This window comes from Ezakiella massiliensis, from assembly GCF_059862345.1.
The window spans coordinates 1-26,499 of the sequence record NZ_JCBCEO010000003.1; the positions used below are offsets into that span (position 1 = coordinate 1).

26 protein-coding genes and 5 pseudogenes are annotated in these 26,499 nt (G+C 30.6%); all 31 read left to right on the plus strand.

Annotated elements, in window-relative coordinates:
• Nucleotides 1-1,477 (plus strand): VirD4-like conjugal transfer protein, CD1115 family (locus AC6FXG_RS04855; RefSeq protein WP_500571806.1); only part of this gene is annotated, 1,477 nt, incomplete at its 5' end.
• Nucleotides 1,478-1,538: 61 nt separating this feature from the next.
• The gene (locus tag AC6FXG_RS04860; protein ID WP_001258251.1) at nucleotides 1,539-2,075 is read left to right on the plus strand and encodes a ClbS/DfsB family four-helix bundle protein; all 537 of its coding nucleotides are present in this window, start codon (nucleotides 1,539-1,541) and stop codon (nucleotides 2,073-2,075) included.
• 17 nt (nucleotides 2,076-2,092) lie between these two features.
• Entirely contained in the window at nucleotides 2,093-3,562 is a 1,470-nt protein-coding gene (locus tag AC6FXG_RS04865; protein ID WP_001105422.1) for a PIN-like domain-containing protein, read from the plus strand.
• Between the two features lie 190 nt (nucleotides 3,563-3,752).
• Nucleotides 3,753-4,064 carry a single-stranded DNA-binding protein gene (locus AC6FXG_RS04870; RefSeq protein WP_013669752.1) on the plus strand — a complete coding sequence of 104 codons (312 nt, stop codon included), beginning with the start codon at nucleotides 3,753-3,755 and terminating at the stop codon, nucleotides 4,062-4,064.
• A gap of 1 nt (nucleotide 4,065) precedes the next feature.
• Nucleotides 4,066-4,194, plus strand: a pseudogene (locus tag AC6FXG_RS04875) (Maff2 family mobile element protein); the annotation flags it as partial.
• A gap of 724 nt (nucleotides 4,195-4,918) precedes the next feature.
• A complete protein-coding gene (gene ltrA, locus AC6FXG_RS04880) occupies nucleotides 4,919-6,778 on the plus strand; it encodes a group II intron reverse transcriptase/maturase (RefSeq protein ID WP_500571807.1) in 1,860 nt (619 codons plus the stop codon).
• Nucleotides 6,779-7,090: 312 nt separating this feature from the next.
• On the plus strand, nucleotides 7,091-7,309 hold the full coding sequence (locus AC6FXG_RS04885; RefSeq protein ID WP_001207345.1) for a helix-turn-helix domain-containing protein: 219 nt from the start codon (nucleotides 7,091-7,093) through the stop codon (nucleotides 7,307-7,309).
• Nucleotides 7,310-7,312: 3 nt separating this feature from the next.
• Entirely contained in the window at nucleotides 7,313-7,483 is a 171-nt protein-coding gene (locus tag AC6FXG_RS04890; RefSeq protein ID WP_186821655.1) for a hypothetical protein, read from the plus strand.
• A gap of 2 nt (nucleotides 7,484-7,485) precedes the next feature.
• Nucleotides 7,486-7,972, plus strand: a pseudogene (metG, locus tag AC6FXG_RS04895) (methionine--tRNA ligase subunit beta); the annotation flags it as partial.
• A 226-nt stretch (nucleotides 7,973-8,198) separates the two neighbouring features.
• Nucleotides 8,199-8,849 (plus strand): response regulator transcription factor, encoded by a 651-nt coding sequence (locus tag AC6FXG_RS04900; protein ID WP_500571808.1) that lies wholly within the window; start codon nucleotides 8,199-8,201, stop codon nucleotides 8,847-8,849.
• Nucleotides 8,850-9,710: a sensor histidine kinase gene (locus AC6FXG_RS04905; RefSeq protein WP_500571809.1), complete on the plus strand. Its 861-nt coding sequence runs from the start codon at nucleotides 8,850-8,852 to the stop codon at nucleotides 9,708-9,710.
• A 46-nt stretch (nucleotides 9,711-9,756) separates the two neighbouring features.
• Nucleotides 9,757-10,437, plus strand: a complete 681-nt coding sequence (locus AC6FXG_RS04910) for an ABC transporter ATP-binding protein (RefSeq protein ID WP_500571810.1) — start codon at nucleotides 9,757-9,759, stop codon at nucleotides 10,435-10,437.
• Nucleotides 10,430-12,865, plus strand: coding sequence for an ABC transporter permease (locus AC6FXG_RS04915; RefSeq protein WP_500571811.1), 2,436 nt, complete (start codon nucleotides 10,430-10,432; stop codon nucleotides 12,863-12,865). The genes AC6FXG_RS04910 and AC6FXG_RS04915 overlap by 8 nt, the downstream gene beginning before the upstream one ends.
• A 180-nt stretch (nucleotides 12,866-13,045) precedes the next feature.
• A complete protein-coding gene (locus tag AC6FXG_RS04920; RefSeq protein ID WP_019035171.1) occupies nucleotides 13,046-13,336 on the plus strand; it encodes a DUF3847 domain-containing protein in 291 nt (96 codons plus the stop codon).
• 33 nt (nucleotides 13,337-13,369) lie between these two features.
• Nucleotides 13,370-13,615, plus strand: a pseudogene (locus AC6FXG_RS04925) (hypothetical protein); the annotation flags it as partial.
• A 61-nt stretch (nucleotides 13,616-13,676) separates the two neighbouring features.
• Entirely contained in the window at nucleotides 13,677-14,096 is a 420-nt protein-coding gene (locus AC6FXG_RS04930) for a nuclear transport factor 2-like protein (protein WP_500571812.1), read from the plus strand.
• A 10-nt stretch (nucleotides 14,097-14,106) separates the two neighbouring features.
• Nucleotides 14,107-14,475, plus strand: coding sequence for a nuclear transport factor 2-like protein (locus tag AC6FXG_RS04935; protein WP_500571813.1), 369 nt, complete (start codon nucleotides 14,107-14,109; stop codon nucleotides 14,473-14,475).
• A gap of 22 nt (nucleotides 14,476-14,497) precedes the next feature.
• Nucleotides 14,498-15,115: an SAP domain-containing protein gene (locus AC6FXG_RS04940; protein WP_500571814.1), complete on the plus strand. Its 618-nt coding sequence runs from the start codon at nucleotides 14,498-14,500 to the stop codon at nucleotides 15,113-15,115.
• Between the two features lie 495 nt (nucleotides 15,116-15,610).
• The gene (mobQ, locus tag AC6FXG_RS04945) at nucleotides 15,611-17,245 is read left to right on the plus strand and encodes a MobQ family relaxase (RefSeq protein ID WP_500571815.1); all 1,635 of its coding nucleotides are present in this window, start codon (nucleotides 15,611-15,613) and stop codon (nucleotides 17,243-17,245) included.
• Nucleotides 17,246-17,318: 73 nt separating this feature from the next.
• Nucleotides 17,319-17,492, plus strand: a complete 174-nt coding sequence (locus AC6FXG_RS04950) for a hypothetical protein (protein WP_500571816.1) — start codon at nucleotides 17,319-17,321, stop codon at nucleotides 17,490-17,492.
• A 183-nt stretch (nucleotides 17,493-17,675) separates the two neighbouring features.
• A complete protein-coding gene (locus AC6FXG_RS04955; RefSeq protein ID WP_500571817.1) occupies nucleotides 17,676-18,203 on the plus strand; it encodes a PcfB family protein in 528 nt (175 codons plus the stop codon).
• Between the two features lie 153 nt (nucleotides 18,204-18,356).
• Nucleotides 18,357-18,479, plus strand: a pseudogene (locus tag AC6FXG_RS04960) (phage replisome organizer N-terminal domain-containing protein); the annotation flags it as partial.
• A 149-nt stretch (nucleotides 18,480-18,628) separates the two neighbouring features.
• The gene (locus tag AC6FXG_RS04965) at nucleotides 18,629-19,699 is read left to right on the plus strand and encodes a PDDEXK nuclease domain-containing protein (RefSeq protein WP_072536768.1); all 1,071 of its coding nucleotides are present in this window, start codon (nucleotides 18,629-18,631) and stop codon (nucleotides 19,697-19,699) included.
• Nucleotides 19,700-19,781: 82 nt separating this feature from the next.
• Nucleotides 19,782-20,483, plus strand: a complete 702-nt coding sequence (locus tag AC6FXG_RS04970; protein WP_500571818.1) for a replisome organizer — start codon at nucleotides 19,782-19,784, stop codon at nucleotides 20,481-20,483.
• A 153-nt stretch (nucleotides 20,484-20,636) separates the two neighbouring features.
• The gene (locus tag AC6FXG_RS04975; RefSeq protein WP_500571819.1) at nucleotides 20,637-20,861 is read left to right on the plus strand and encodes a hypothetical protein; all 225 of its coding nucleotides are present in this window, start codon (nucleotides 20,637-20,639) and stop codon (nucleotides 20,859-20,861) included.
• Between the two features lie 3 nt (nucleotides 20,862-20,864).
• Nucleotides 20,865-22,511, plus strand: a complete 1,647-nt coding sequence (locus AC6FXG_RS04980) for a recombinase family protein (protein ID WP_500571820.1) — start codon at nucleotides 20,865-20,867, stop codon at nucleotides 22,509-22,511.
• 3 nt (nucleotides 22,512-22,514) lie between these two features.
• Nucleotides 22,515-22,598 (plus strand): annotated as a pseudogene (locus AC6FXG_RS04985) (Maff2 family mobile element protein); the annotation flags it as partial.
• Between the two features lie 10 nt (nucleotides 22,599-22,608).
• Entirely contained in the window at nucleotides 22,609-23,472 is an 864-nt protein-coding gene (locus AC6FXG_RS04990; protein WP_039121395.1) for a VirB6/TrbL-like conjugal transfer protein, CD1112 family, read from the plus strand.
• Between the two features lie 9 nt (nucleotides 23,473-23,481).
• Nucleotides 23,482-23,772 carry a hypothetical protein gene (locus AC6FXG_RS04995; RefSeq protein ID WP_148472976.1) on the plus strand — a complete coding sequence of 97 codons (291 nt, stop codon included), beginning with the start codon at nucleotides 23,482-23,484 and terminating at the stop codon, nucleotides 23,770-23,772.
• A 1-nt stretch (nucleotide 23,773) separates the two neighbouring features.
• Nucleotides 23,774-24,184 carry a PrgI family protein gene (locus tag AC6FXG_RS05000; RefSeq protein ID WP_500571821.1) on the plus strand — a complete coding sequence of 137 codons (411 nt, stop codon included), beginning with the start codon at nucleotides 23,774-23,776 and terminating at the stop codon, nucleotides 24,182-24,184.
• Nucleotides 24,075-26,498: a VirB4-like conjugal transfer ATPase, CD1110 family gene (locus AC6FXG_RS05005; protein ID WP_500571822.1), complete on the plus strand. Its 2,424-nt coding sequence runs from the start codon at nucleotides 24,075-24,077 to the stop codon at nucleotides 26,496-26,498. Before AC6FXG_RS05000 ends, AC6FXG_RS05005 begins: the two co-directional genes overlap by 110 nt.
• Nucleotide 26,499: the final 1 nt, after the last annotated feature.

A 26,499-nucleotide genomic window follows, 5' to 3' on the forward strand; every position in this document is an offset into this window, starting at 1 on the left:
TAAGGAATATGGATCTGCAAGATGGGGAGAAAGCAAGGATATTGCTCCATACATTGACCCTAAGTTTGAAAACAATGTTCTTATAACTAATACCGAAAGACTAACAATGAACTCAAGACCTAAAAATCCTAAATACGCTAGAAATAAAAATGTATTAGTAATAGGTGGTTCTGGATCAGGTAAAACGAGATTTTATGTAAAGCCAAATCTAATGCAAATGCACTCTTCCTATGTAGTAACAGACCCTAAAGGCACACTTGTGTTAGAGTGTGGAAAAATGCTATATGAAAATGGATATGACATAAAGATTTTAAACACAATAAACTTTAAAAAATCCATGAAATACAATCCCTTTGCTTATTTGAGAAGTGAAAAAGATATTTTAAAGCTTGTTCAAACCATAATTGCTAACACCAAGGGAGATGGAGAAAAGGCAGGAGAAGATTTCTGGGTAAAAGCTGAAAAGTTATATTACACTGCCCTTATCGGTTATATATATTATGAAGCACCAGAAGAAGAAAAGAACTTTAAGACACTTTTAGATATGATTGACGCAAGTGAAGTTAGAGAAGATGATGAAACCTATATGAACCCAATTGATAGGCTATTTGAAGCTCTTGAAAAGAAAGATTCAAGTCATTTTGCAGTTAAGCAATATAAGAAATACAAGTTGGCAGCAGGAAAAACTGCCAAGTCAATTCTAATATCTTGTGGAGCGAGACTTGCACCTTTTGATATAAGAGAGCTTAGAGAACTAATGAGCGAAGATGAATTAGAACTCGATAAAATTGGAGATAGAAAAACTGCTTTATTCGTAATAATATCAGATACAGATGATACCTTTAACTTTGTAGTTTCAATAATGTATTCTCAATTATTTAATCTACTATGTGATAAGGCAGATGATGTATATGGTGGAAGACTTCCAGTTCATGTAAGATGTCTACTTGATGAGTTTGCAAATATTGGCTTAATTCCTAAATTTGAAAAATTAATTGCAACAATTCGTTCAAGAGAAATATCAGCAAGTATAATACTACAAGCACAATCTCAATTAAAAGCAATCTATAAAGACCATGCAGATACAATAGTTGGTAACTGCGACTCTACACTCTTTTTAGGAGGGAAAGAAAAAACAACAGTAAAAGAATTATCAGAAACCTTAGGAAAAGAAACCATAGACTTATATAACACATCAGAAACAAGATCCAACCAAAAATCTTTTGGTCTAAATTATCAAAAAACTGGTAAGGAACTTATGAGCCAAGATGAAATAACTGTAATGGATGGTGGTAAGTGTATATACCAGCTAAGAGGAGTAAGACCTTTCTTATCTGATAAATTTGATATTACAAAGCATAAGAATTACAAGTTGTTGGAAGATTATGATAAGAAGAACTTGTTTGATGTGGAAGAGTATTTAACAAATAGAGATAAAATAAAAATAAACAGGAACAGTTTGATTACAAGACTATGAATTAAGCCTAGGATAAAAATATTTTTGGTATAATATCTATATAAACCATGGAGGTAGGCATATGAGGTCTTATGAAAGTAAGGAAGAATTAAAAAATGAGATAAAGAAAACTTTTGGAAAATATATTTCAGAGTTTGATAATATCCCAGAAGAATTAAAAGATAAAAGAGTAGATCAAGTTGATAGGACACCAGCTGAAAATCTTGCCTATCAAGTAGGTTGGACAACTTTAGTTTTGAAATGGGAAGAAGATGAAAAAAAGGGAATTGAGGTTAAAACGCCATCTGACAAATTTAAGTGGAATCAACTTGGAGAATTGTATCAATGGTTTACAGATACCTATGCTCATAAATCGTTAAAGGAATTAAAAGAACAACTATCACAGAATATAGAAGATATTTACTCTTTGATAGATAATCTTACAGAGGAAGAATTATTTAAACCACATATGAGAAAATGGGCAGATGAAGCAACAAAAACTGCAACTTGGGAAGTATATAAATTTATCCATGTAAATACAGTAGCACCATTTGGAACATTTAGGACTAAGATTAGAAAATGGAAAAAACTTAATAATTTTGTGAATGTAATTAAATAATAAGGTTGGTGCTTTAATTGAATTATGAAAAATTTAAAAAAATAATAAATAGAAAAACCTCTATAATAGTATTAGATACAAATGTAATACTTGACTTAGCTCGATATTCATTATACAGTAGCAAAAACATATTAGAAATTTTCAAGGAGTGTAAGGATTTAATATGGATTCCGAATCAAGTGTATAAAGAATTTAATAAAAATAAATATAGCGTATTCGGACAATTGAAAAAAAAGTATCAAAATTTTGAAAAAGATTTACTAAGAGTAATTGAAAGGAGTCAAAAAAATTTAGAGAGTGTCTTGATTAAATCATCTAAATATAATTATTTTGGAAGAAAAAATTTGGAGAATGATTTAAATAACAAGTTAGTTGAATTAAAACAAATAATCAAATCTTATAAAAATAGTGTTGGTATTGAATATGATGAAATAACAACAGATTCTCCTGAAATAATTAAAGATATAGATAATCTTATTTCATATTTAGAAAAAAATAATAGGATAGGTAATAGGATAAGGTTTAGTGAACAATTAAAAATTATTAGAGAGGGTGAACTTAGGTATAAATATAAAATTCCGCCTGGATATGAGGACATTAATAAAGATGGAGTTGAAAAATTTGGAGATTTATTTGTTTGGAAAGAGATATTAGATTTACCAGTTGAAAAATCAGTAAAAGATATTATTTTTATTACGAATGATATAAAAGAAGACTGGTGGAGTAAGGATAGTCAAGATAATTTAGTAGTTCACGATAAATTATTAAGTGAATTTAAAGAAAAAAATCCAAATGTAAATATTGAATTTTTAACAACAGGAATGTTTCAGAATTTCGCTTCAAAAGTATATGATAGATATGATTTTAATGTTTATGTAGATTTAAATAGAAAAGATGTGTCATATGTAGAAAGAGTAAAACAAGATATTTCTAATGATATAGTTGACAGTATTTATAATAACAACTATTATTATCTAGAATCGTATGTTATTGGAAGTGAGGGTATTGAAGAATTAGATATAAATAATTGTGAATTCAATGAGATATTAGATACTTATGAAGAGTTTACAGACGAGATTGTTAGTATAACTTATGAGCTAGAATATTTAATAAATTTAAGTTGTGTATCCTTTGATTATTGGGGACGTGATGATGATACAAAAGAAGTCATACAATCACCACCAATAGAACAAGAATTTAGTGGAAGTGTCATAGTTAATGTCACAAGATTAATTAATAAAGATGATATCGAAGAAGATTCTTTTTATATTAATAATGATAAAGAATATACAGATATTGAAATAATTGAAATTCAGATAGATCAAGATTCTATAAACAAAAATGAAGAAGACTACGATGACTCTTATTTAGAAGAGGAGAATTACAATAATGATTATGCATTTATTTGCTCTAAATGTGGAAAGGGATTTAAGGATAGGCGAGAAGATGTAGGTGGTATTTGTCGAGATTGTTCATTTAATGATTAATAATATAGGATATTTTATTAAAGCAGTAATTATAAAGTTTACTGCTTTTTTTATACTCAAAATTAGGAGGTAAAAATGGTAAGGATAAGAAGCCCCACTTAAATAATTTAATATATTAGACATTTAGCGATTGAAATATAAATTCAGTCGCTTTTTTAATTGGAATTTATAGATTAAGGAGAAGAAATTAATGGATAGAGAAATGATAAATATAAATGCAAATTTAGTTAAGGAAGCTGAATTTTCAGAATTTGAAAAAGATGGAGAAAGTGTTCAAGTAGCAAATTTTGCTCTTGTTAAAAATTATGGAAAGGGCAAAGAATATACAAATTGCTCAGTATATGGAGAAAAGGTAGAAATTGTAAAAGAATTTGAAAAAGGGGATCTAATCCATGTCTTTGGATATTTCAAAGAAAACAAAAAAGGAGATAAGATCTACAAGAACTTTATAGTTAAATCACTAAACAAAATAGAAAAAAGACAAGAAAACGAGGAGGAATAATATGGAATTTTTTACAGCTGGAGTTGGAGTTTTAAAGACACTTGTAACTGCAATTGGTGCAGGTTTAGGAGCATGGGGAGTTATTAACTTAATGGAAGGTTATGGTAATGATAACCGTGCGACACGTTCATAAGTGAAAAGCTTATGCACTAAGTCGAAGGACCGAAAGTTCAAAACTTAGGAGAACTGGCAATCTGATAGGTAGAATGACGGGGTAACGCCCTGAAATGCCTACACTGATACTCCGATTGGCAATGAATATTAGACTATTTCATTGTCAAAAGCTCGGTGAAGTCGGCAGAGAGTAGCCGTAAGACTGATATTAACATCAGACACGAAAGCTGTTCAGAGGTGGACGGTGCTACCTATATGTCGGGTGTCGAATACGCATGGTGAGAATGTGTATACCAAAGCACTGACGTACTTCCGAATGTACAAGTCTAAACGTTTGAATTTGCCTAACGGCAATTCCCATCAAAGATGGGGTGTTTGTGGATGAGTAAGAATGGTTGTTATAAAAATCCATATATCGTTACAGGCGATATGGTGAAAACTAAACACAGGCTTAGAGGAAGAACCTAAACGTATTCAATGATAAGATTGTCGGAACGTGGTAAGCCAAGAACACGGAAGCAGTCTAATGCTAAAGAAGTGTTGAATGGGAAAATGACTGTAAAAACAGCATATAACCGTTCTTTATCTTGGTGAAAGCGGTGGCACAGTACCTATGAAGCGGAAATAATAAGTTCGTGGAGGGATAGCCACCAGTCACAGGAAAGTACAAGAACTGAAATTAAGACAAACACAGCTTCGAGTATGACAAAGAAAATCAAATCCGAAAGGAGATGGTGACTGTGTCCACTTCGAAACAAACACTGAAACAAAGCAAAATCCGTTATACGGAATACTATGACTTGCAAAAAGTCCTTGATGATTTATATGAAGATAGCAGTAAGAATAAAGTATTTTCAAATTTAATGGAGTTGATAACTTCAAGAGAAAATATAAAACTTGCCTATCGCAGTATCAAAGGGAACAAAGGAAGTCATACAGCCGGAGTAGATGGTAGAACAATAAAACATCTATCAAGGCTAAATGAAGAAGAATACATTTCTCTCATACAAAAACAGTTTCATTGGTATAAACCACGCCCTGTAAAGAGAGTGGAGATACTAAAGCCTAATGGGAAAATAAGACCTTTAGGAATACCGACTATTGTAGACAGAATTGTACAACAATGTATCTTGCAAATATTAGAGCCGATATGTGAAGCCAAGTTTCATGACAGCTCCTATGGGTTTCGACCTAACAGGAGTACGGAACACGCTATTGCAGAATGTGCGAGACTAATGCAGATACAGCACTTACACTATGTAGTCGATATTGATATACAAGGATTTTTCGATAACGTATATCATGCAAAGCTCATAAGGCAGATTTGGAATTTAGGAATCCAAGACAAAAAGTTACTTTGTATCATTAAGGAAATGCTTAAAGCAGACATAGTTATGCCCGATAAAAAGGTAATTACACCAACAAAGGGAACACCACAAGGCGGAATATTATCACCGCTACTATCTAATGTAGTCTTGAACGAATTAGATTGGTGGGTTTCATCTCAATGGCTGACAATGCCTACGCATTATCCATATAAACAGAGAACGAACAGTCAAGGAACAGAGATAAAAAGCCATACTTACAGAGCTTTAAGAACAAGCAACCTAAAAGAAATATACATTGTAAGGTATGCTGATGATTTTAAGATATTTTGCCGTAATTACTACGATGCAAAAAGAACCTATCAGGCAGTTACAAAATGGTTGCAAGACAGATTAAAACTAAATGTAAGTGAAGAAAAATCTAAAATAACAAATCTAAAACAAAAGTATTCGGAGTTCTTAGGTTTCAAGCTGAAGGTTAAACCAAAAGGCAAAAAGTTTGTTGTACAGTCGCATATAAGTGATAAGGCACTGAAAAATGCAAAAGAAGATATTTCTAAATGTGTTGCGGATATAAAAAGACCTGCAAACAAAAAGGAACAGTACAAAGCAATAGCCAAGTATAATGCCACTGTTTCAGGCTTGCATAATTACTACCAAATAGCAACAAATGTAAGTTTGGACTTTGCTAAAATAGCCTTTCACATTAAAAAGCAGATGAACAACAGACTTGATATTAAAACCAGTGGAACGCTAAACAAAGGATTTATCAAAGAAAAATATGGAAAAAGTAAACAGCTTCGCTTCCTTAATGGACATCCGCTAATTCCAGTTGGATATATTAGGACAAAGGACGCAAAACACAAGAAAAAGGTTGTAAATAAATACACTGTAAAGGGCAGAGCTTTTATTCATAAAAATCTGCAAATTGATGTAGATACACTTGTTTGGTTGATGAGACATCCTGTACTTGATAAGAGTATAGAGTTTGCAGACAACAGAATTTCGCTCTTTGCAGCTCAATATGGCAGATGTGGGGTAACAGGTGTAAAACTTACACCAAACGATATACATTGCCATCACAAGATACCGCTTGAACAAGGCGGTACAGACAGTTATAGCAACTTAATTCTTGTTACAGAAGCAGTTCATATACTCATCCATGCAACAAAAGTAGATACGATCCAAAAATATATAAAAGAGCTTGGGTTAACAGTCAAGCAGATTGAGAAATGTAATAAGCTTAGAAAAATGGCAGAACTGCCACTAATTTAGAGAAAAAAATAATTTGTTACGAAGTGTGTAAGTCTTAGTTAAAACGTGAAAATCTTTCTTGTGATGGAACGCCGTGTGCGGTGAAAGTCGCATGCACGGTGTGAAGTGGGGGAAAATCCGGAGATAACATCAAAGGATTACCTATCACTATCTGGTGCTAAATCTCAAGGTATTAAGCAATTTATGGCAAAATAAGGACGGAATAACACAACAAATTCTCTAAAACAAAACACTAAATCAATGTAAGCTTGAATGAAATCAATATTTATGCTATAATTAAATAAATCTAATGAAGAGAAAAAGAGGAATATTATGGCATTAAACTATAAACCATTATGGATACAGTTAGCAAAAAAAGGATTAAAGAAAACAGATGTAATAGCTATGGCAGGACTAACAACAAATGTTATGGCACAAATGGGCAAGGATAAACCAATTACATTTAAAAATTTAGAAAGAATATGTAAGGCTCTATCTTGCACTCCTAATGATATTATTAGTTTTGAAGATAATTTTAGTGACGAGGAATAGAAAATGACTTTAAGGACAGAAGATCAAGTTAGGGATTATGCAAAAGAAATATTAGGCTTTGATGAAATTGAAGAAAACATCAATCAAGGTACTGGACAAATAACCACTTTTAATCAATTAGGCTTTAAGGGATATTCAGATAAGCCAGATGTTGGTATTTGCCTAAAAATATGAATGATGTAGCAATAATCCCAACAAATGAAGCCAATAGGCTTAGAAAAGGCAGAAAATAGGGATTTATCAAAAGAAACTTACGAAACTTACGACAAACTTACGACAGAAGAAATTGACTTTTCAAAAGTTAAAGTAGAGCCATTATTTGAACATATGGTTGATTTTGATACATTCTTAAAATCTGATTTTAGAGTTGTAAAAGTTAAAAACTGCGAAGAAGTTCCAAAGTCAAAAAAACTATTGAAATTTACATTAGATGATGGTTCTGAAAAAGAAAGAGTTATTTTATCTGGTATTAAGGAATATTACAGTGCAGAGAGCTTAATTGGAAAGACACTACTTGCAATTTGTAATCTTCCTCCTCGTAAGATGATGGGAATCGACTCAGAAGGAATGATTATATCTGCAATTTGTGAGTACGATGGAGAGGAAAAACTTAACTTAATAATGTTAGATGATAATATTCCAGCAGGATCAAAATTATATTAAAGAACACGCTAATATAAAACTGGGGTTTGTTATGAATCCCAGTTTAATTTTTATAATGAAGATTGAAAATTGATAAAAAACGTTAATGACTCTACATTGAAATAAATTAGCTGATCTAAGCAGGGCAGGTTTTATGTTGCGGTCATAAGTGCTGCCATAGTATAGCTATTGTGTATGAAAAAAATTTTTTAATAGATTTCAAAGGTTAATGTATGAGAGGGTTAAAATGAAGAGTGTTTTGATTATAGAGGATAATAAAGAAATTGCTTTACAAATGGGAAAGTATTTAGTTAATAATGGTTATGAAGTAGAGCTTGCATCATCTTTTTACGAAGCGACCTATATGATGAATGTAGACACTGATGTGGCACTACTTGATATAAATCTACCAGATAAAGACGGTCAACATTTGATTAAAAAGTTAAAAGATAAGGACATAAGGGTTATAGTTACTACTGTTAAAAATGATGAAGATTTTATAATTGCCGCCCTAGATCAAGGAGCAGACGACTATTTAATAAAGCCATTTTCCCTTGCCATATTAAGGGCAAGAATTGATGCGGTTTTAAGGACAATACCTATATCACAAGATAAAAATATATCTTATAAGGATATAAAAATAGATTTAAATCAGTCAAAAGTTTATTTTAAGGGAAACCTAGTAGATTTAACTTCGCTAGAATATGAAATTTTGCTCTTATTTATTAGAAATCCCCACAGGGTTTATACCAGAAGTCAACTTCTTGAATTGTTTTGGGAAGATAGGGATAAGTTTGTAAACGACAATACTCTCACATCAACTATTAAAAGAATTAGAGAAAAACTTGATAAAAAAGTCATTTCAACCGTCAGGGGAATAGGCTATAGGATGGATTAAATGATGTATATATTTTGGATAATAAGTTTAGGATTACTTTATTCTTTCTTAGAAAAAAGAAAGAAAGACAGGATAAATGAGCTTATAGATCTGATAGAAAATATGAAAAATCAGGACTACAAAATTCCTATGAAGCAAGATGATTTTTCAATTTTGGAAGATAAAATTTATAAGCTTTTTATAGAAATAGTAGAAGCCAAGGAGACAAGTAGAAAAAATAGCGAAAAGCAAATCGAATACCTAGAAGACATCGCCCATCAAATCAAAACTCCTATTACATCTATGCTTTTTTCCATAGAAAATTTGGAGATGAACTTTCCAAATAATGATGAGATAGAGATTTTAAAAAGACAAACTATCAGATTAAATTCTCTATCAGATATTTTACTTAAACTATCAAGCCTTGATGCTAACAAAAATCTTATGAAAAAAGAACAAGTTAATTTAGGTGAGTTAGTAGATTATTCTTTGGATAGTTTGAATTTTAAAAAATTTACCAATGTAGAAATAGAAGAGACTTTAAGGGAAAATAGTATTTGTGGAGATTTTTATTGGCTAGCAGAAGCTTTTATCAATATTATCAAGAATGCTGATAATAGACCGATTTGTGATAAAATCGTGGTTTCATCATACAAAAATCCTCTCTATACAAGCTTAATCATTGAAGACAATGGCGGAGGAATAGAAAAAGAGAATATGAAAAAAATCTTTAAACGCTTTTATAAAACCCCCGACTCAAATGGTTTTGGAATTGGACTTGCCATGGCAAAGACAATTGTAGAAAAAAACAATGGGGACATATACGTTTCAAATACAGATGATGGAGCAAGATTTGAAATAAAATTTTATAATGTCACCTAAAAATCACTTTACTTTTATATACTTACCTTAAATTAAGGAGGAAAGTATGGAAATATTAAAAGTAGAAAATTTAAGAAAAGAATACGGCGAGGGTAATTCTAAGGTCATTGCCTTAGACGGTGTCAACCTTGAAATTGAAAGAGGAGAATTTGTCGCCATTGTTGGACCAAGTGGGTCTGGTAAATCAACCCTCCTACATATCATAGGAGGAGTGGATAGTCCAGATGATGGTAAGGTTTATATAGATGGTAACGACATCTCAAAGTATTCCTCAAAAGAATTAGCCTACTTTAGAAGAAGAAAAGTCGGACTAATTTATCAATTTTATAATTTGATTCCCAACTTAACAGTTCGTCATAACATAGAACTTCCATTAAAACTTGATAAAAGGAAAATCAATCAAGATGAATTCTCAGATATAGTAAAAAAACTTGGTATAGAAAGTAAACTTGACTCTTTTCCAAGTGAGCTTTCAGGAGGTCAGCAGCAGAGAGTTGCCATAGCGAGAAGTCTTATCTATAATCCATCTATCATATTGGCGGATGAACCAACAGGTAATTTGGACAGAAAAAATTCTAAGGAAATTATAGAAATCTTTAAATACTTCAATAGAACAATGAAACAGACGATTATCTTAATCACCCATGACGAAGAAATAGCCTTACAAGCTAATCGTATCATTACAATAGTAGATGGAAAAATTGTAGGAGCTGAAAGAAATGAATAAGAAGAATTTTCCTATTTTTATTTCCTTATTTATTGTAAGTTTGTTTTTTACTGTGGTTTTTTATTATAGTTATACAATTGTTAAATATAATAATGAAAGTTTCATGACCGTAAATTTTTATGATGCAGAACTTGAAGGGAACTTAACAAGTAATGATATTGAAAAAATAAAAGATATTAATAATATAGAATTTGTAGGTGAAATGTCCATAAATCCTGAATCGGCAAAGTACAAGAATGATTTGATTGCCGTAAATTATCAAGATAATGATATAAATAAAATGAGAGAGCATTCAGATTTACTTGAAGGACACTTTGCTAAAAGTGATGGAGAAATAGTATTATCGAAAAGTCTAGTCGAAAAAAATAAGCTAAAATTAGGAGATAAAATACAGCTTGATTTTGGGCATAGACTAATAGAGGGTAAAGAGATAGATGCCATAAGTACTTTTACTGATAAGGAGTCTTACAATCTTAGTTTTAGCAAAGACTTTGAGCTGGTTGGAATTTATGGAGATGTCTATAATAAATATAGTAGAGTTAATTATGCTTTAGCACTGAAAAATGAAGAGGATCCAGGCAAAGTAGTTTTAAAGTTTAATTCTTTTGAAAAGGCTTATGATAACAAAGTAAATCTACAAAATGAAATCAATAAAAAATTAGGTAGAGATGTTCCCTTAACTTTCAATTCTAATTTAATAGATTATTACGGTGTTGAGTATGACTTTCCCCATAATATTTTAACTGAATTAGGAACCATTCTTTCTGTAATAGGGGCTATATTACTATTTGTATTTTTTGTAAAAAATATATTCAAGGTGTGGGCTTTTAGGAAAATCAAGGAACTTTCTGTATATAAGTCTATAGGCACTACGGACTTTCAGATATACTTGTTACTATTAAAAGAAGGTATTTTCCTATCTGTTCTACCTATATTAATTGGACATATCCTTGGATACTGTCTTATCTTAAAATTGTTTAGGCATCTTGAGATTGATCAAGGGGTAGGAAAACTAGTATCTAGTTATTTCAGTCCTTTACTTAGCCTAGCGATTGTTACAGTAGCTCTTTTAGTAGTAGTATTTTCTATTATTCAACCAGCAAAGAAAGTTTCAAAAATACCTATTATTGAAGGTATAAAGGGAAATTTAAACTTTGATAGCTTTAAGAAAAAAAGATCTAGGAATTTATGGAAAGAATTAAAATTAAACAACCTTGATAGTATTAAATCACAGCGTTATATTTCTGCTATTGGTGTCATTATAATTTCTGTTTTAGTCATTATTATTACAGTGACTAAATATAACAGAGATTTTTCTTACTATGATTCAGGCTACAATGTAATAGCTAGTTACTATAGTGAAAATAGGAGCGTTCCTAAAGTTTTTAAAGAAATTGAAAAAGAAATTCCAAATGATAAGTCCTATATTTCAAAAGAAAGTTATATTCAGGTAGATAATGATTTAGAATTGTCCAAAGAAGCTATTAACATGTCTCTAGATCAAAAGTTAGAGTATTATTTGAAAAAGAGTCATTCAAGCCAGTTGAATGGGATGCTTATAGCTTTAGAAGATGAAGACTTTAGTAAATTGGGGGCAAGTAAGGGAGAATTTATTCTTTATAATATGGTACAAGAAAACCCAAACACTCCAGTAGCTAAAGCAAATAAAATACCATATTTTAATAATCCGAAAGATATAAACTTACAGATAGGGGAGAATTTTCAAAAAAGTATAAAAATTTCTAAAACTATAGATGATTTGGGAAACTATGATTCAATAACTTTACCATTTTATGTAAAAATCTACACAGATTTCGATACCTTCTTCCAACTTATGGATGAGTCAAAAGATGCAGAATTTATTAATGCTCCGTATGTATTAAATATGAATGTAAAAGACACAGAGATGAGAAATGTAAAGGATTATTTGGATAATAAGATAAGAGAATCGATAATGCCAAATGAAAAGTACGATATTAACACAAAAGCAGATATTGAAATGAATCGAAAAAGTGATCTAGAATCTTTAAAGAAAGTCGCATTTGCGATGGCTTTCATTATTTTTATTCTTAATGTAACAAATGGTTATTCATCCATTAATTTAAGTCTTATGAGTAGAAAGAAAGAAATTGGCAGCCTTTATTCATGCGGTATGGACGTGGATGAGTTAAAGAATATTTATCGAAAAGAGTTTATAGAAGAGCAAATAAAATCATTTATTGTTGCGGGAATAACCACATTAGGGGTCATGCTTGTAATATCTCGTATAGCACCTAATTTAAGTCTTAATATATTAATAAGATATTATGACTATAAATTGTTTCTTGGATTTTCTATTGTAGTATACGCAATCAACTTACTAATCTATAATTTTTCTTTAAAAAGAATTCTAGACAGACCGACTATAGATTTAATAAGAACAATATAATTTCAAAAAAAGTGGAGTATATGAATAAAAAGATTGAGTCAAATTTCTTAAAGTGCCTATAATTTTAGGCACTTTTTTCATATCTGACTTTAGAGATGATAATATAATATTTTTAATAGTTAAACTTTGAAAGGGATAGCAGAAATGTTATCTCTTTTTATTTTAAGAAAGGAGTTTTATGTGAAAAAATTAGAACAAATAAGACAAGAGTCAAAAGAAATAAAAGATAAAATTTATGATACAGAAGAAAGATTAAGGCAACTAAAAAATCAAGAAAAGAAGATATTAAAACAAGACATAATAAAAAGAAGAAAAGAAAGAACGCATAGGCTAATAACAAGAGGAGCAATCTTAGAAAGCCTTATAGAAAATGCAAAAGAACTAACAGATGAAGAAATAAAAATTCTACTAGAAGAAGCAACAAAGACAAAAGAATTTAAAGAAACACTAAAAATAATGAGAGAAAATTAAAATAATAAATAGGAAGATTAGTATATTGCATAACTTATTTTATTTGAAAGTTTCAAGAAATATCTGAAAGAATACTTAAGAGAAACCACGATCTTAAATATATTCAAACGGAAATCAAAAGTTGCCAATATGAGGAAAGATAAAAATAACCTTTACAATCAAATATTAGAAATACGAAAATAAGTAGAGCAAGCAGATAAAGTTAAGACTTGCATAGAGCATTTACTAGAACAAGCAAAACGACTATCACAGGTAAAGAGGAATGAGTTAGATTTATAAAACTAAGTGAAAAAATGGTATAATTGTATATAATTATTTGATTTTGGAGGTTTTTAAATTTATGAATGAAAGAGAAAAAATCATTCGTTTATGGTTTGATATGTGGCTCACACAACAAGACTTAGGTATAGATGATATTTTTTTAGATAATGTAATTTATATTGAGTGCTGGAGTCCTAAGTATGAAAATTGTCAAACAGTAAAGCACTGGTTTAATGAATGGAATACAAGAGGAAAAGTGCTTACTTGGGATATAAAGCAATTTTTTCATAAGGATAATCAAACTATTGTAGAATGGCACTTCAAAAATAAAATGAATGAGGGGAAAGTTGAAGAATTTGACGGTATTTCTTTGATTGTTTGGACAGCCGATAATAAGATAAAAGCATTGAAAGAGTTTGGCTGTAATTGTAATAACTACAATCCTTACAAAGAGAGTGAAACACCATTGTTTAGAGATGAAAAAGTGAATTGGTTTTAAGGTGATTACTATGGATATAGATAGATTTTTCAAAACAGTTTTATCACAAGATGCAGAAGAACTTAGGAAACTTTTTCAAAAAAATGCCGTTATAAAATGGCATTGCACAAATGAGGTATTTACCTTAGATGAGTATATAAAAGCAAATTGTGAATATCCAGGAAACTGGAATGGAGAAATAGAACGAATCGAAGAAAATGCAAATACCATTATTCTGGCTTGCCGAGTCTTTCCAAGAGATAATAGTGAGTCTTTTCATGTAGTAAGCTTTATCCATCTTAAGGATGATTTGATTATAGAAATGGATGAATATTGGTCTGATGATGGAATAGCACCAGAATGGCGTAAGAAAATGAAAATTGGGAAACGCATTAGGTAAATTGGTTTAAGGAGATAAAATATTGATAGAAAGTAGACCTGAGTTTGATAAAATCACATCGTTTTATGAGTTTAATAAATACTATTGGTATCATGAAGAACTTTCACAGATATGCAAGTCATTAGGATTAGAATACAGAGGTACAAAACAGGAACTCAATTATATTATTGAACAGTACTTTAAGGGTGATTTGATTAAAAAGTCATCAATAAAAAATGAAAAGAAACAAGTAGAAACTATTACCTTAGATACTCCATTACTTGAATGCGGGTTCTCCTTTAACACACATTTCAGAGAGTATTTCTCAATTTTAACAGATGTTTCGCCATTTAAATTTACTGCTGATATGGCTACTGCTTGGAGAAAAGTAAAAAGAGAAAATGATTTGAGTTTTACAATTCAAGATATGCTAAAAGTTTATTATGGGAAATCAAATTATGCTAAGTATGATAATTCGGTTTGTCAATGGAATAAATTTTTAAAGGATTTCTGTGCAGACGAAAATAGTTACAACTACTCTAATAAATTAAAAGTAGCCTCCATTCTTTGGAAAGAAGTTAGAGATTCAAAAAACAAAAAAGTTTATTCACGAGAACTTATAAAAAAATATGAGGATAAAATAAAAGAGTATTGCAAGTAGGATATTCTTATCTTACTAAACTAACAATTCAATAAAAGCTAACACGAAAGCAGTAAATCAAAAAAGGTTTACTGTTTTTTCTTTGTCTAAAAGCGGAAAGGAGGACTTATGGAAGAAAAAAGAGATATAAAAGAAACACTAAAAATAATAAGAGAAAATTAGAAAAATAAAATAACCAAATCTCCCTTAGATTTTCTAAGGGCGCAATTATACACCCTAAAGGGTGCTTGCGTCCTGCGGAGCTAAACCCTTGCAGGGAGCAAACAACCATTCGCTTTTTAAAAGTCAAGGGTAAATAAACTCGCTAACGCTCGCCCTTGACTTTTAAAATTTGAAATGAACAAAACAATTAAGCCGACATACTGAAACAACAAAAATTAATTCAGTAGTCGGCTTTTTCTATCTTATCATTTCAAAACGCTCATTCACAAAGTGGATATAAAAATCTATTAAGCCTCCACCTAAAACAACCAAAAAAGAAAGGAAGTGATAAAAATGGCAGACAGTTTTCATTTTTCAGTAAACATAATATCAAGAGGAAAAGGCAAAAGTGCAGTAGCAAGTGCAGCATATATAAGTGGAGAAAAAATAAAAAATGAATGGGACGGTGTAACCCATGATTATACAAAAAAACAAGGAGTAATTAGCAAAGAAATATTTTTACCAGATCACGCACCAAAAGAATATAAAGACCGAAAAACCTTGTGGAACTCGGTAGAACTATTTGAGAAAAACTCTAATGCCCAACTTGCAAGAAACTTTATCATATCCTTACCAAAAGAATTAAGCATAGAAGAAAATAAAAAGATGCTAGAAGAATATATACAAACCAACTTTGTAAAAGAGGGAATGATAGTAGACCTAGCAATCCATGATGAAAGTAGAGAGGGAAATCAAAACATTCATGCTCATATAATGACCATAGTAAGACCAATAAATGAAGATGGAACATGGGGGCAGAAAAGCAAAAAAGAATATATCCTAGATGAAAAAGGGAAAAAGATTTTAAACAAAAATGGAAAACCAAAGACAAGAAAAATAGAACTAACAACCTGGAATGATAAAGGTAATGTAGAAAAATGGAGAGAAAATTTTTCAGACCTTTGCAACGAATACCTAGCAAAAAATAATATAGAAAAAAGAGTAGACCATAGGAGTTTTAAAAGACAAGGCATAAAACAAATACCAACAATACATCTAGGAGCAAGTGCTAGTGCAATGGAAAGAAAAGGAATAAGCACGGAAAAAGGAGATATAAATCGTGAAATAAAAAAACAGAATGAACTATTAAAAAACATAGGCAATGAAATAAAGAAAATAACATCTTGGTTAGCAGACTTCAAAGATAAGCTAAAAGAATCATATAGAGAATACAAATACCAAAGTAAAAAGCAAATCGAAAATGAATCAGGACTCTTTAACCTCTATGAATATTTAAGCTTTTATCAAGAAATGCAAGAAAATAATAGAGCTGAATTATCATTTTATGGTAAAAGAAACAAAGCAATCTATGATCTAAAAAGATATGCAAGTGGAATAAATTATCTAAGAGAAAACAAAATAAAAACCATATCAGACCTACAAGGGCATATAAACACCCTAAGAAGTAAAAACTCTGAAATATATAAGACTATAAAAGAAAACAGTAAAAAGATAGAAGACCTTAACAAATGTTTAGCCTATGCAAAGACTGTAAGAAAAACAAAAGCAACCTACCAAGAATATGAAAGCAAGAAAATATTCAAAGAAAGCTTCTACAAGAATAATCAAAAGGAAATAGACCAACATATAAGGGCAAGAACCTTAATTGAAAAAATCAGCGGAAAGAAAAATTTAAGAGAAAAAGAATGGTTAGGAGAAATCAAAAACTTAGAAGATGAAATCAGTAAATTAAATACAGAGTCAGAAAAGATAAGGGAAAGATACAAGGAAATAAATCATATCAAATATGCAGTAGAGGTAGTTAATAGAGAATATGATATTGACCTATCAATAGAAATTGACAAGGCAATTAAGAGAGGAGAAAAAGAAAGTATCATAGAAAAGATTAAAGAATATAAGCAAGACAGTGATAAGTTTAATAAAAAAAGACAAATGACTAAAGACTATTACAAAAATCAAGAAAGATAAGACCTGGTAAAAATATCTTATCCAAGCTATAATATGACCAAGAAAATAAAGACAGGTCTAGGAGGTAATAGAGATGAATAAAAGGCAAGAGCTAATAGATGAACTCATAAATGCAGATCAAGATGGAATATACAAAACATATAAAAGCACAGAAGAAATAAAAGCAATGAACAACGAAGAAATACAAATTATATATTCCAACATGAAAAACTATCTATCAGACAAAAGAACACACATAAACTACTAAAGGTGGAAAGGTATTGTAAGCTATTTAAAAGTATAAAAGGTACAAATACCTAAGAAAGATATAAAAACATCAAAATAAAGCATTCCACCACCAAGAATAACCAAATAAAAACAAACAAAGGGAAGTATAGAAAAATTAAAGCCTATACTTCCCTTTTTTTAATTTAAACAAAGGAGATAAAGCATGATAAACGAAGAAATAAGCAAAGAAGCAGGTCAAGCAGCACAAACCATAATAACATACACAATAAAGGCAGCAAAAGAATCAATCAACTTAGACAAAGAAATAAGAAAAAAGATGAATGATACTTTAGAAAAAGCAAATGAAAACCTAAAAAGCCTTATGGGCGATGAAATGAAACTAAAAGACCTCTACAAGAAAGGACAACTAGAAAATATAAGCGTAGATCAAAGCGATCTCAAAGACTTAAAAAAAGAACTAAACAAACTTGGAGTAAGTTTCTCAGTAATGAAAAACAAAGAAACCCAAAACTATGAAGTATTTTTCCAAGCCAAAGACATAAAAGTAATGGAATATGCCTTTAAGCAAGTCATAGTCAAAGAAAATAAAAAAGAAAAAGAAAGTATCCTAAAGCAAATAAAGAAATACAAAGACCTATCCAAGAACAAGGATAAGACAAAAGAGAAAGTCAAAAGGAAAGTAAAAGAAAAAGTAAAACCAAACAAAAAAGATATGACCAGAGAAATCTAAAGGGAGTAACGAAAAGTTACACCCTTAAATAACTATAATAACAAGACTTCCGAAAATCGGAAATCAAGAATTTCGATTATCGAAAATCAAGAAAGGAGCAGATATGGCAACAAACAAAAGATATTATTGGATAAAATTAAAAGAGGAATTTTTCACAGACAAAATAAACAGAGGACATTGTCCTTAATTAGTCCAACCCATGTCCGACAAGAGATAGAGATAGAGAAAGATATAGAGATAGATAAAGAGAGAGAGGGAGAGATAGAAAAGATTTAACATTTTTGGTATAATCACATTAATTAAACTAAATGTGTAATGATAAAATGAGCTTGTTTACTGTAAGCTGATTGTGATAAAAAGATTAAAACTCCCACCATTGGTGCAAGAAATAGAATAAAATAAAGAATTAGATTGGAGTGATTAGAATGGATAAAAAAGATTTAGCTATTATAGGAGATAGTGAATATATAAAAATGCTTGAGAAAATAAAAAAATCATATACAAGCAGACAACTTAAAGCAGCAGTTTCGGTTAATTCTGAAATGCTAAAGTTTTATTATAGTTTAGGAGAAGAAATTATTAGCTTAAAGGCAGAAAGCAGATGGGGTAGCGGATTCTATAAAAAATTAAGTTCGGATTTAAAAAATGAAATTCCCAATGTCAAAGGATTTTCTGTTACTAATTTAAAATATATGAAAAAATTTTATGAAATGTATTCGCCATTAAATCGTCCACAGCTTGTGGACGATTTACAAATATCTAAAGTCGGTGGAGATTTTAATATGATTTTTAGTATCCCATGGGGACATCAAAGATATATTATGGATAGATGTGAGGGAAATTTGAATAAAGCATTTTTCTTTATATCTAAAACATTAGAAAATAGCTGGAGTAGAGCTGTGCTTTTAAATTTCTTGGATACAGATCTATTTGAGAGACAAGGAAAAGCAATAACAAATTTCACAAATAATTTGCCTGCTACACAAAGTGATTTAGCCAATGAAATGACAAGAGATCCGTATAATTTTGACTTTATATCTATAAGGCAAAATTATGATGAAAAAGAATTGAAAGACGCTTTGATGGATAATATTCAAAAATTCTTATTGGAGCTAGGGACAGGTTTTTCGTTCGTGGGCAGAGAATATAGACTTGTAGTTGGAAATTCAGAAGAATTTATTGATATGTTATTCTACAACATTAAGCTACATTGCTATGTAGTTGTGGAGGTTAAAATTTCCGCATTTAAACCTGCGGATATAGGACAACTTGGAACCTATGTAACATCTGTAAATCATATATTAAAGGGAGATGGGGATAATCAAACAATAGGTCTTTTAATCTGTAAGACAAAGGATAATGTATTGGCAAAATATGCTTCTGAAAGCTCAAGAGAGCCTATTGGAATTTCAGAATATCATCTACAAAACTTAATTCCTGAAAGTTTAAAGGGAGCATTACCAACCATAGAAGAAATTGAAAACGAACTAAAATAAATTTTAAAAACATAATAAATGTACGCAAGGCGGTAGAAGTAAAAACTATCGTCTTTTTTTATTTGAAGAAAGGTAGGAGAGCATGGCAGATAAAAGAATGTTTTCACTAAAGATAGTGGATAGCGACTTATTTTTGGATATGCCACTAAGTAGTCAATGCCTATATTTTCATTTATCAATGAGGGCAGATGATGACGGTTTTGTAAATAATCCTAAGAAAATCATCAAAATTATCGGAGCTAATGAAGATGACTTGAAAATACTTATAGCGAAAGGCTTTGTGATAGTCTTTGATCAGGGAATTATCGTCATTACTCATTGGAAGATAAATAACTTTATTAGAAAAGACAGATATAAGCCAACAATGTATATAGAGCAGAAACAACAGCTTTATCAGACGGAAAATGGAGCATATATTTCAGAAGAAAAAGTTGGTTGTCATCTGGTTAACCAAAGGTTGTCAAGTGGTCAACCCAGTATAGATAAGGGTAGATTAGATAAGGTTAGTATAGATAAGGGGAGAGGAGAACAGTCCACCCCCATCTTTTATGGAGAATTCAAAAATGTAAGGTTAAGCAAAGAAGAATATAAAAATCTAAAAGAAAAACTAAACTCACACACAGAAATAATGATAAATAAACTATCCAGATACATGGAAAGCAGTGGTAAGACCTATCAAAACCACTATGCGACAATCTTAAAATGGTATGAAGAAGACAAAGAAAAACTAAGACATCAAGGAGGGAATAAAAAAATGAACTATGAAGTAGGCGAATCTTTATAAGTAAAAAGAGGTGGAAAGCCACTATTAAAGACTTTAAGTCTAAAAAGGTATAAAAGTATGCCAGAGATAATAAAAATATAAATATGACACTTAAAAGGCGATTAGAAAATTAAAAATCTAATCGCCTTTTTTTATTGCATGAAAGGATAAGCTATGACAAAAAGACAAACAAAATACATTGTAAAAAGAAATTATGATAATATAAGAACAGACACAGACGCTTTTCTAAGATTAATAAAAAAATCAAGCAAATTAAATAAGATCAATGAAATTGAGTATAACAAATATAATATTGATAGTAATAAAAAAGAGTGCTATAATAAAAATAGTTTTAGAGAAAGTTGTGTTATTTCTGAAAACTCAAACAAGGAGGAATAGGAAATGATACAAACAAATTCAAATCACTTTTCATTCAAAGCTGCAATTTATTGCAGACTATCTAAAGATGATGAGCAGAAAGGAGAGAGTGCCAGCATACAAAACCAAAAGGAACTTTTAGAAAACTATGTAAAATCAAGAGGTTGGAGTATTTACGATGTATATATAGATGATGGATATACTGGATTAAATACAAATAGACCATCATTTCAAAGACTAATTAGAGATATTGAAAATAAAAAAGTGGATATAGTCATCACTAAGGACTTATCAAGGCTTGGAAGAAACTATTTGCAGACTGGATACTATACAGAAAATTTCTTCCCAAAGAACAATGTCAGATATATAGCTTTAAATGATGGAGTAGATACCTTTCAAGAAAACAACGAAATAGTTCCTTTTAAAAATGTTTTAAACGAGTTTTATTCAAGAGATGTTTCCAAAAAGATGAAATCTGCTTATATGACAAGGGCAAGGCAAGGAAAATTTATTGGTTGTCTTGCTCCAATAGGATATAGGAAAGACAATGAAGATCCACATAAATTAGTAATCGATGATGAAACTTCATGGATTGTTGAAAAAATTTTTGATCTTGCTTTTAGTGGTTATGGAGTACAAGCAATTAGAAGAAGACTTTTTGAAGAAAAAATACCTACACCTACCTGGTGGAATAGAAAAAAAGGACTTAGAAATAAAAAAACTAAGTTAGAAATGACCGTAGATAGTGGAGAGTATTGGTGGGACTGCACAACCCTAAAAGAAATTATTGAAAACCCAGTTTATATTGGTCATATTGCTAGTCAAAAAGTTAATTATAAATTCAAAGTAGGTTGGTTATCCGATAAACCTAAAGAGGAATGGATAATAGTAGAAAATACACACGAACCAATTATTTCTGAAGATATTTATAATATAGCAAATGAAAAATTAAAGAGCAGGAGAAGACCATTTAAAAATGGAGAAGAAAGTATATTTGCAGGCATTGTGAAATGTCCCGATTGTGGAAAATCTTTAAATCTTGGAAGAAACAAATCGAAAAAAAGAGAAAAGTTACTCACTTGTAACACTTATAGAAGATACGGAAAGTCATTATGTAGTCAACATAGAATTTATTACGATACTCTTTATGAGATAGTGCTTAAAGATATTAGAAAAAATGCAGAAATAGCATTAAAAGATGAAAAAGAAATCATAAAAGCACTTGAAAAATCACGAGAAATTGATAATGAAGAAGAACAAAAATTTATTATGGATAAGATTTATGAAGATCAGATAAGAGTGGAAGACTTAACTAAAAAGATTGAAAGACTATATGATGACTGGCTAGAGAACAAGATAAGTGAAAGTAACTTCCAAAAAATTCTTGAAAAATCACAAAAAGAACAAGATTATCTAAACCAAAGAATAGAAGATAATCAAAAATTGATTGTTAAAGAGGATCTTGAAGATATTAATGTCAAAAAATGGATTGAACTCATAAAAAAACATAAGGATATAAAGAAGCTGGACAAAGAAACCTTAAATGAACTCATATCAAAAATCTATGTTCACGAAAAAGAAGTAGTGAATGGAGAAATCACCCAAACAATTGATATTTACTACAATTTCATAGGAAATACAGACACACTACAAGTATTTTACAATCTCTAATTAGGCATAAAGCAGCTTATGGCTGGTGGGGGAATTGTACTAATCGGTATTAAATTAATTCCACTACTTGCAAATGCTTTAAATTAGGAGAAAATCTATGTTTGGTATCTTTGACAAGCTAACTGAATTTTTTAAGGATATGCTACTCGGAGGTATCAAAGCAAATCTTGAGTCCATGTTCTTAGATATAAACGACAAGGTAGGAGTTATTGCAACAGATGTTGGGAAGACACCAATGGGTTGGAATGGAGAAGTATATAACTTCATTAAAAACATTAATGATAATGTGATTGTTCCAATAGCTGGTCTTATCATAACAGCAGTTTTATGTATTGAACTCATAAATATGGTTATGCAAAAGAATAATATGCACGATACAGATACTTTTGAGTTTTTCAAATACATTATAAAGATGTTTATAGCAGTCTACCTTGCAAGCCATGCCTTTGAATTTTCAATGGCAGTCTTTGATGTGGCACAAAATCTTGTAAACAAAGCGGCAGGGGTAATCACTACTTCTGCCACTGTTTCAGGAGATCAGATAGTTGCAATGGTTGATACATTAAAAGAAAAAGAAATAGGTGAGCTTTTAATGATACTAGTTGAAACGAGCCTTGTAAGGATTGCAATTCAAGGAATATCACTAGTTATAACATTAATAGTATATGGGCGTATGTTTGAAATATATGTCTACTCATCAGTATCATCCATTCCATTTGCGACTATGGGAAATAAAGAATGGGGTCAGATTGGAACAAATTATATCAAGGGACTTTTTGCCTTGGGACTACAAGGTTTGTTTTTGATGGTATGTTTAGGTATCTACACTGTTTTAATAAGGACGGTGCAGGTTACAGATATTCACGCAAGCTTGTTTAGTATATTAGGATATGCTCTACTTCTTGGACTTATGATGTTTAAGAGTGGAACAGTTGCAAAAAGTATTATGAATACGCACTAGGAGGAATAAATGTTAAAAAAGAAAAATTGTGCTTTATTGGGACTTGGAATTTTATTAGGAGGAACTTATGAAATTGTAAAAGAGAAGAAAAGAAATGAAGAGATTAGAAACTTAAAGAGGAGAATAAATAGGCTCGGAAGATGTCACAATGAATTTGTTATGTATCAAGGAGAATACAATGACAGAAATGAAGAAAAACAAGAAGAATTAGAAGAAAGAATTAGCTACCTAGAAGAGGAAACAACATCTAATTATGACCATATACTTGAACTTTCCAAAGAAGAAGTAGAGGGAGATTAAAATGGCGTATGTACCAATACCAAAAGATTTGGACAAGATTAAAACAAAGGTTGCTTTTAACTTAACTAAAAGACAACTTATAGGTTTTTCTGTGGCAGGAGTAATTGGCATACCAACTTATTTATTTATGAAGAAATATCTACCTAATGATGTTTCAATTATTGTAATGCTAATAGTAACCCTGCCAATCTTTTTTATAACCTTATATGAAAAAGACACCTTAACTTTTGAAAAGTATTTTAAATTTTTCTATCTTCATAAGTTTTATCAACCAACTAAGAGAATAAGAAAGGAGGCATACCTTGAAGCAAAGAAAAAAGCAAATCAGCGACTTAAATCTAAGGGAAAAACAATTAAAAAAAGACCGCAAGGAAGTAAGAAGGCTAAAAGCAAAGAAAGATCCAACAAATAGTCTTCTAAGTGTACTTTTAAAGAAAGAGAAAAAGAGATTTACAGTTGAGGATACTATTCCCTATATAAGAATGTTACCAGAGGGCATTTGCCAGTTAGATGAAAAAAATTATTCAAAGACAATTTCATTTCAAGATATAAATTACCAGTTGGCATTGGAAGAAGATAGAGATTTAATCTTTAACCAATTTGCCAACTTTTTAAATTCTTTTGATCCAAGTGTCCACATTGAACTTTCATATGTAAATCAATTAGGAAGAAATAAAGACCTACAAGATGCAATTAAAATTGCTGATAAGGGAGACTTCTATGACGATGTAAGAAAAGAGTTTAGGGAGATGTTAAAGCTTCAACTTGCAAAGGGGAATAACGGACTTAAAAAGATGAAGTATATAACCTTTACCACAGAAGCCGATAACCTAGAGCAAGCAAGAGCAAAGTTAAATAGACTTGAAGTAGATATTTTATCTAACTTTAAATCTATGGGAGTAAGAGCAGAGAGTCTTGATGGCGAAGAAAGACTAAGACTTGTTCATGATATGTTAAATCCAGACAAAAACTTTGATTTTTCATATAAAGATTTGAAGAAGAAAGAGTCTACAAAATCACATATAACTCCCAATATCTTTAACTTTGCACCAGCAAATAATTTTAAATTTGGTAAATATATTGGAGCTGTAAGCCATTTTCAAATACTAGCAAGCGAGTTATCAGACAGAATGTTATCTGAGTTTTTAGATATTGATGATAATATTTATGTAGCTTTTCATATAGATGTAGTTGAACAAGCAGAAGCCATTAAACTCATTAAGAGAAAAAACACAGACCTGGATAGAATGAAAATTGAAGAACAAAAGAAAGCAGTTCGTGCTGGATATGATATGGATATTATTCCTTCAGATATAAATACCTTTGGGGCTGATGTTAAGTCCATGCTATCTGATTTACAAAATAGAGATGAAAGGCTCTTTGTAGTTAGCATAGTAATGATGAATTTTGCTAGGACTAATCAAAAATTAGAAAATACCATTGCTCAAATATCATCAATTGCTAACAGACATAATTGTCAGGTAAAAAGATTATCTCATCAGCAAGAGCAAGGACTTGTTTCTGTCTTACCTTTAGGAGTTAATCAAGTCGAGATAAAAAGATTTTTAACTTCATCATCAACGGCAGTATTTATGCCTTTTACAACAGAAGAGCTATTTATTGATTCGGCAAATTCTTTGTACTATGGCTTAAATGCCCTTAGCCAAAACTTGATTATGGCAGATAGGAAGAAACTAAAGAACCCTAACGGATTAATATTAGGAACACCAGGTTCTGGTAAATCTTTCTCAGCAAAGAGAGAGATGGCAAATGCAATTCTTGTCACAGACGATGATGTAATTATTTGTGATCCTGAAGGCGAGTATTCAAACCTTGTAAAACAATTTAATGGAGAAGTTATTAAAGTTTCGGCAAAATCAAAGGACTATCTAAATCCATTAGATATTAATATGAACTATGGAGATGGGGACGCACCTTTAAAGGATAAGGCGAACTTCATAATGTCTATGCTTGAACTTGTAGTAGGAGGATCTGGTCTTACTGCTGCAGAAAAATCTGTTATAGATAGGTGCTTGCCAAAGATATACCAAAAGTATTTTGAAGACCCTAAACCAGAAAATATGCCTATATTAGGAGATTTATACGATATGCTCCTATCTCAAGAAGAGGGAGTTGGTAGAAAACTAGCAACAGAAATGGAAATTTATGTTAAGGGAAGTCTTAATGTCTTTAATAATAGGTCAAATGTTGATCTAAATAGGCAATTGCTTTGCTTTGATATAAAAGAGCTAGGAACACAACTTAAAAAAATAGGTATGCTTGTAATTCAAGACCAGGTTTGGAACAAGGTTTCCCTAAATAGAGGAAGCAAGTCCACAAGATACTATATAGATGAGTTCCACCTTTTATTAAAAGATCCACAAACTGCTTCATATTCAGTAGAAATCTGGAAAAGATTTAGAAAATGGGGCGGTATTCCAACAGGTATAACTCAAAACGTAAAAGACCTTTTAACAAGTCAGGAAATTGAAAATATCTTTGATAATACAGACTTTGTTCTAATGTTAAATCAAGCATCTGGAGATAGGGATATTCTTGCTAAGAAATTAAAAATATCGCCTTATCAGTTAAACTATATTACTAATTCAAATGCAGGTGAGGGACTATTATTCTTTGGAAATACTATTGTTCCATTTATAGATAAATTCCCTAAAGACACCATGTTATATAAGCTGATGACAACAAAACCAGAAGAAGCTAAGTAGG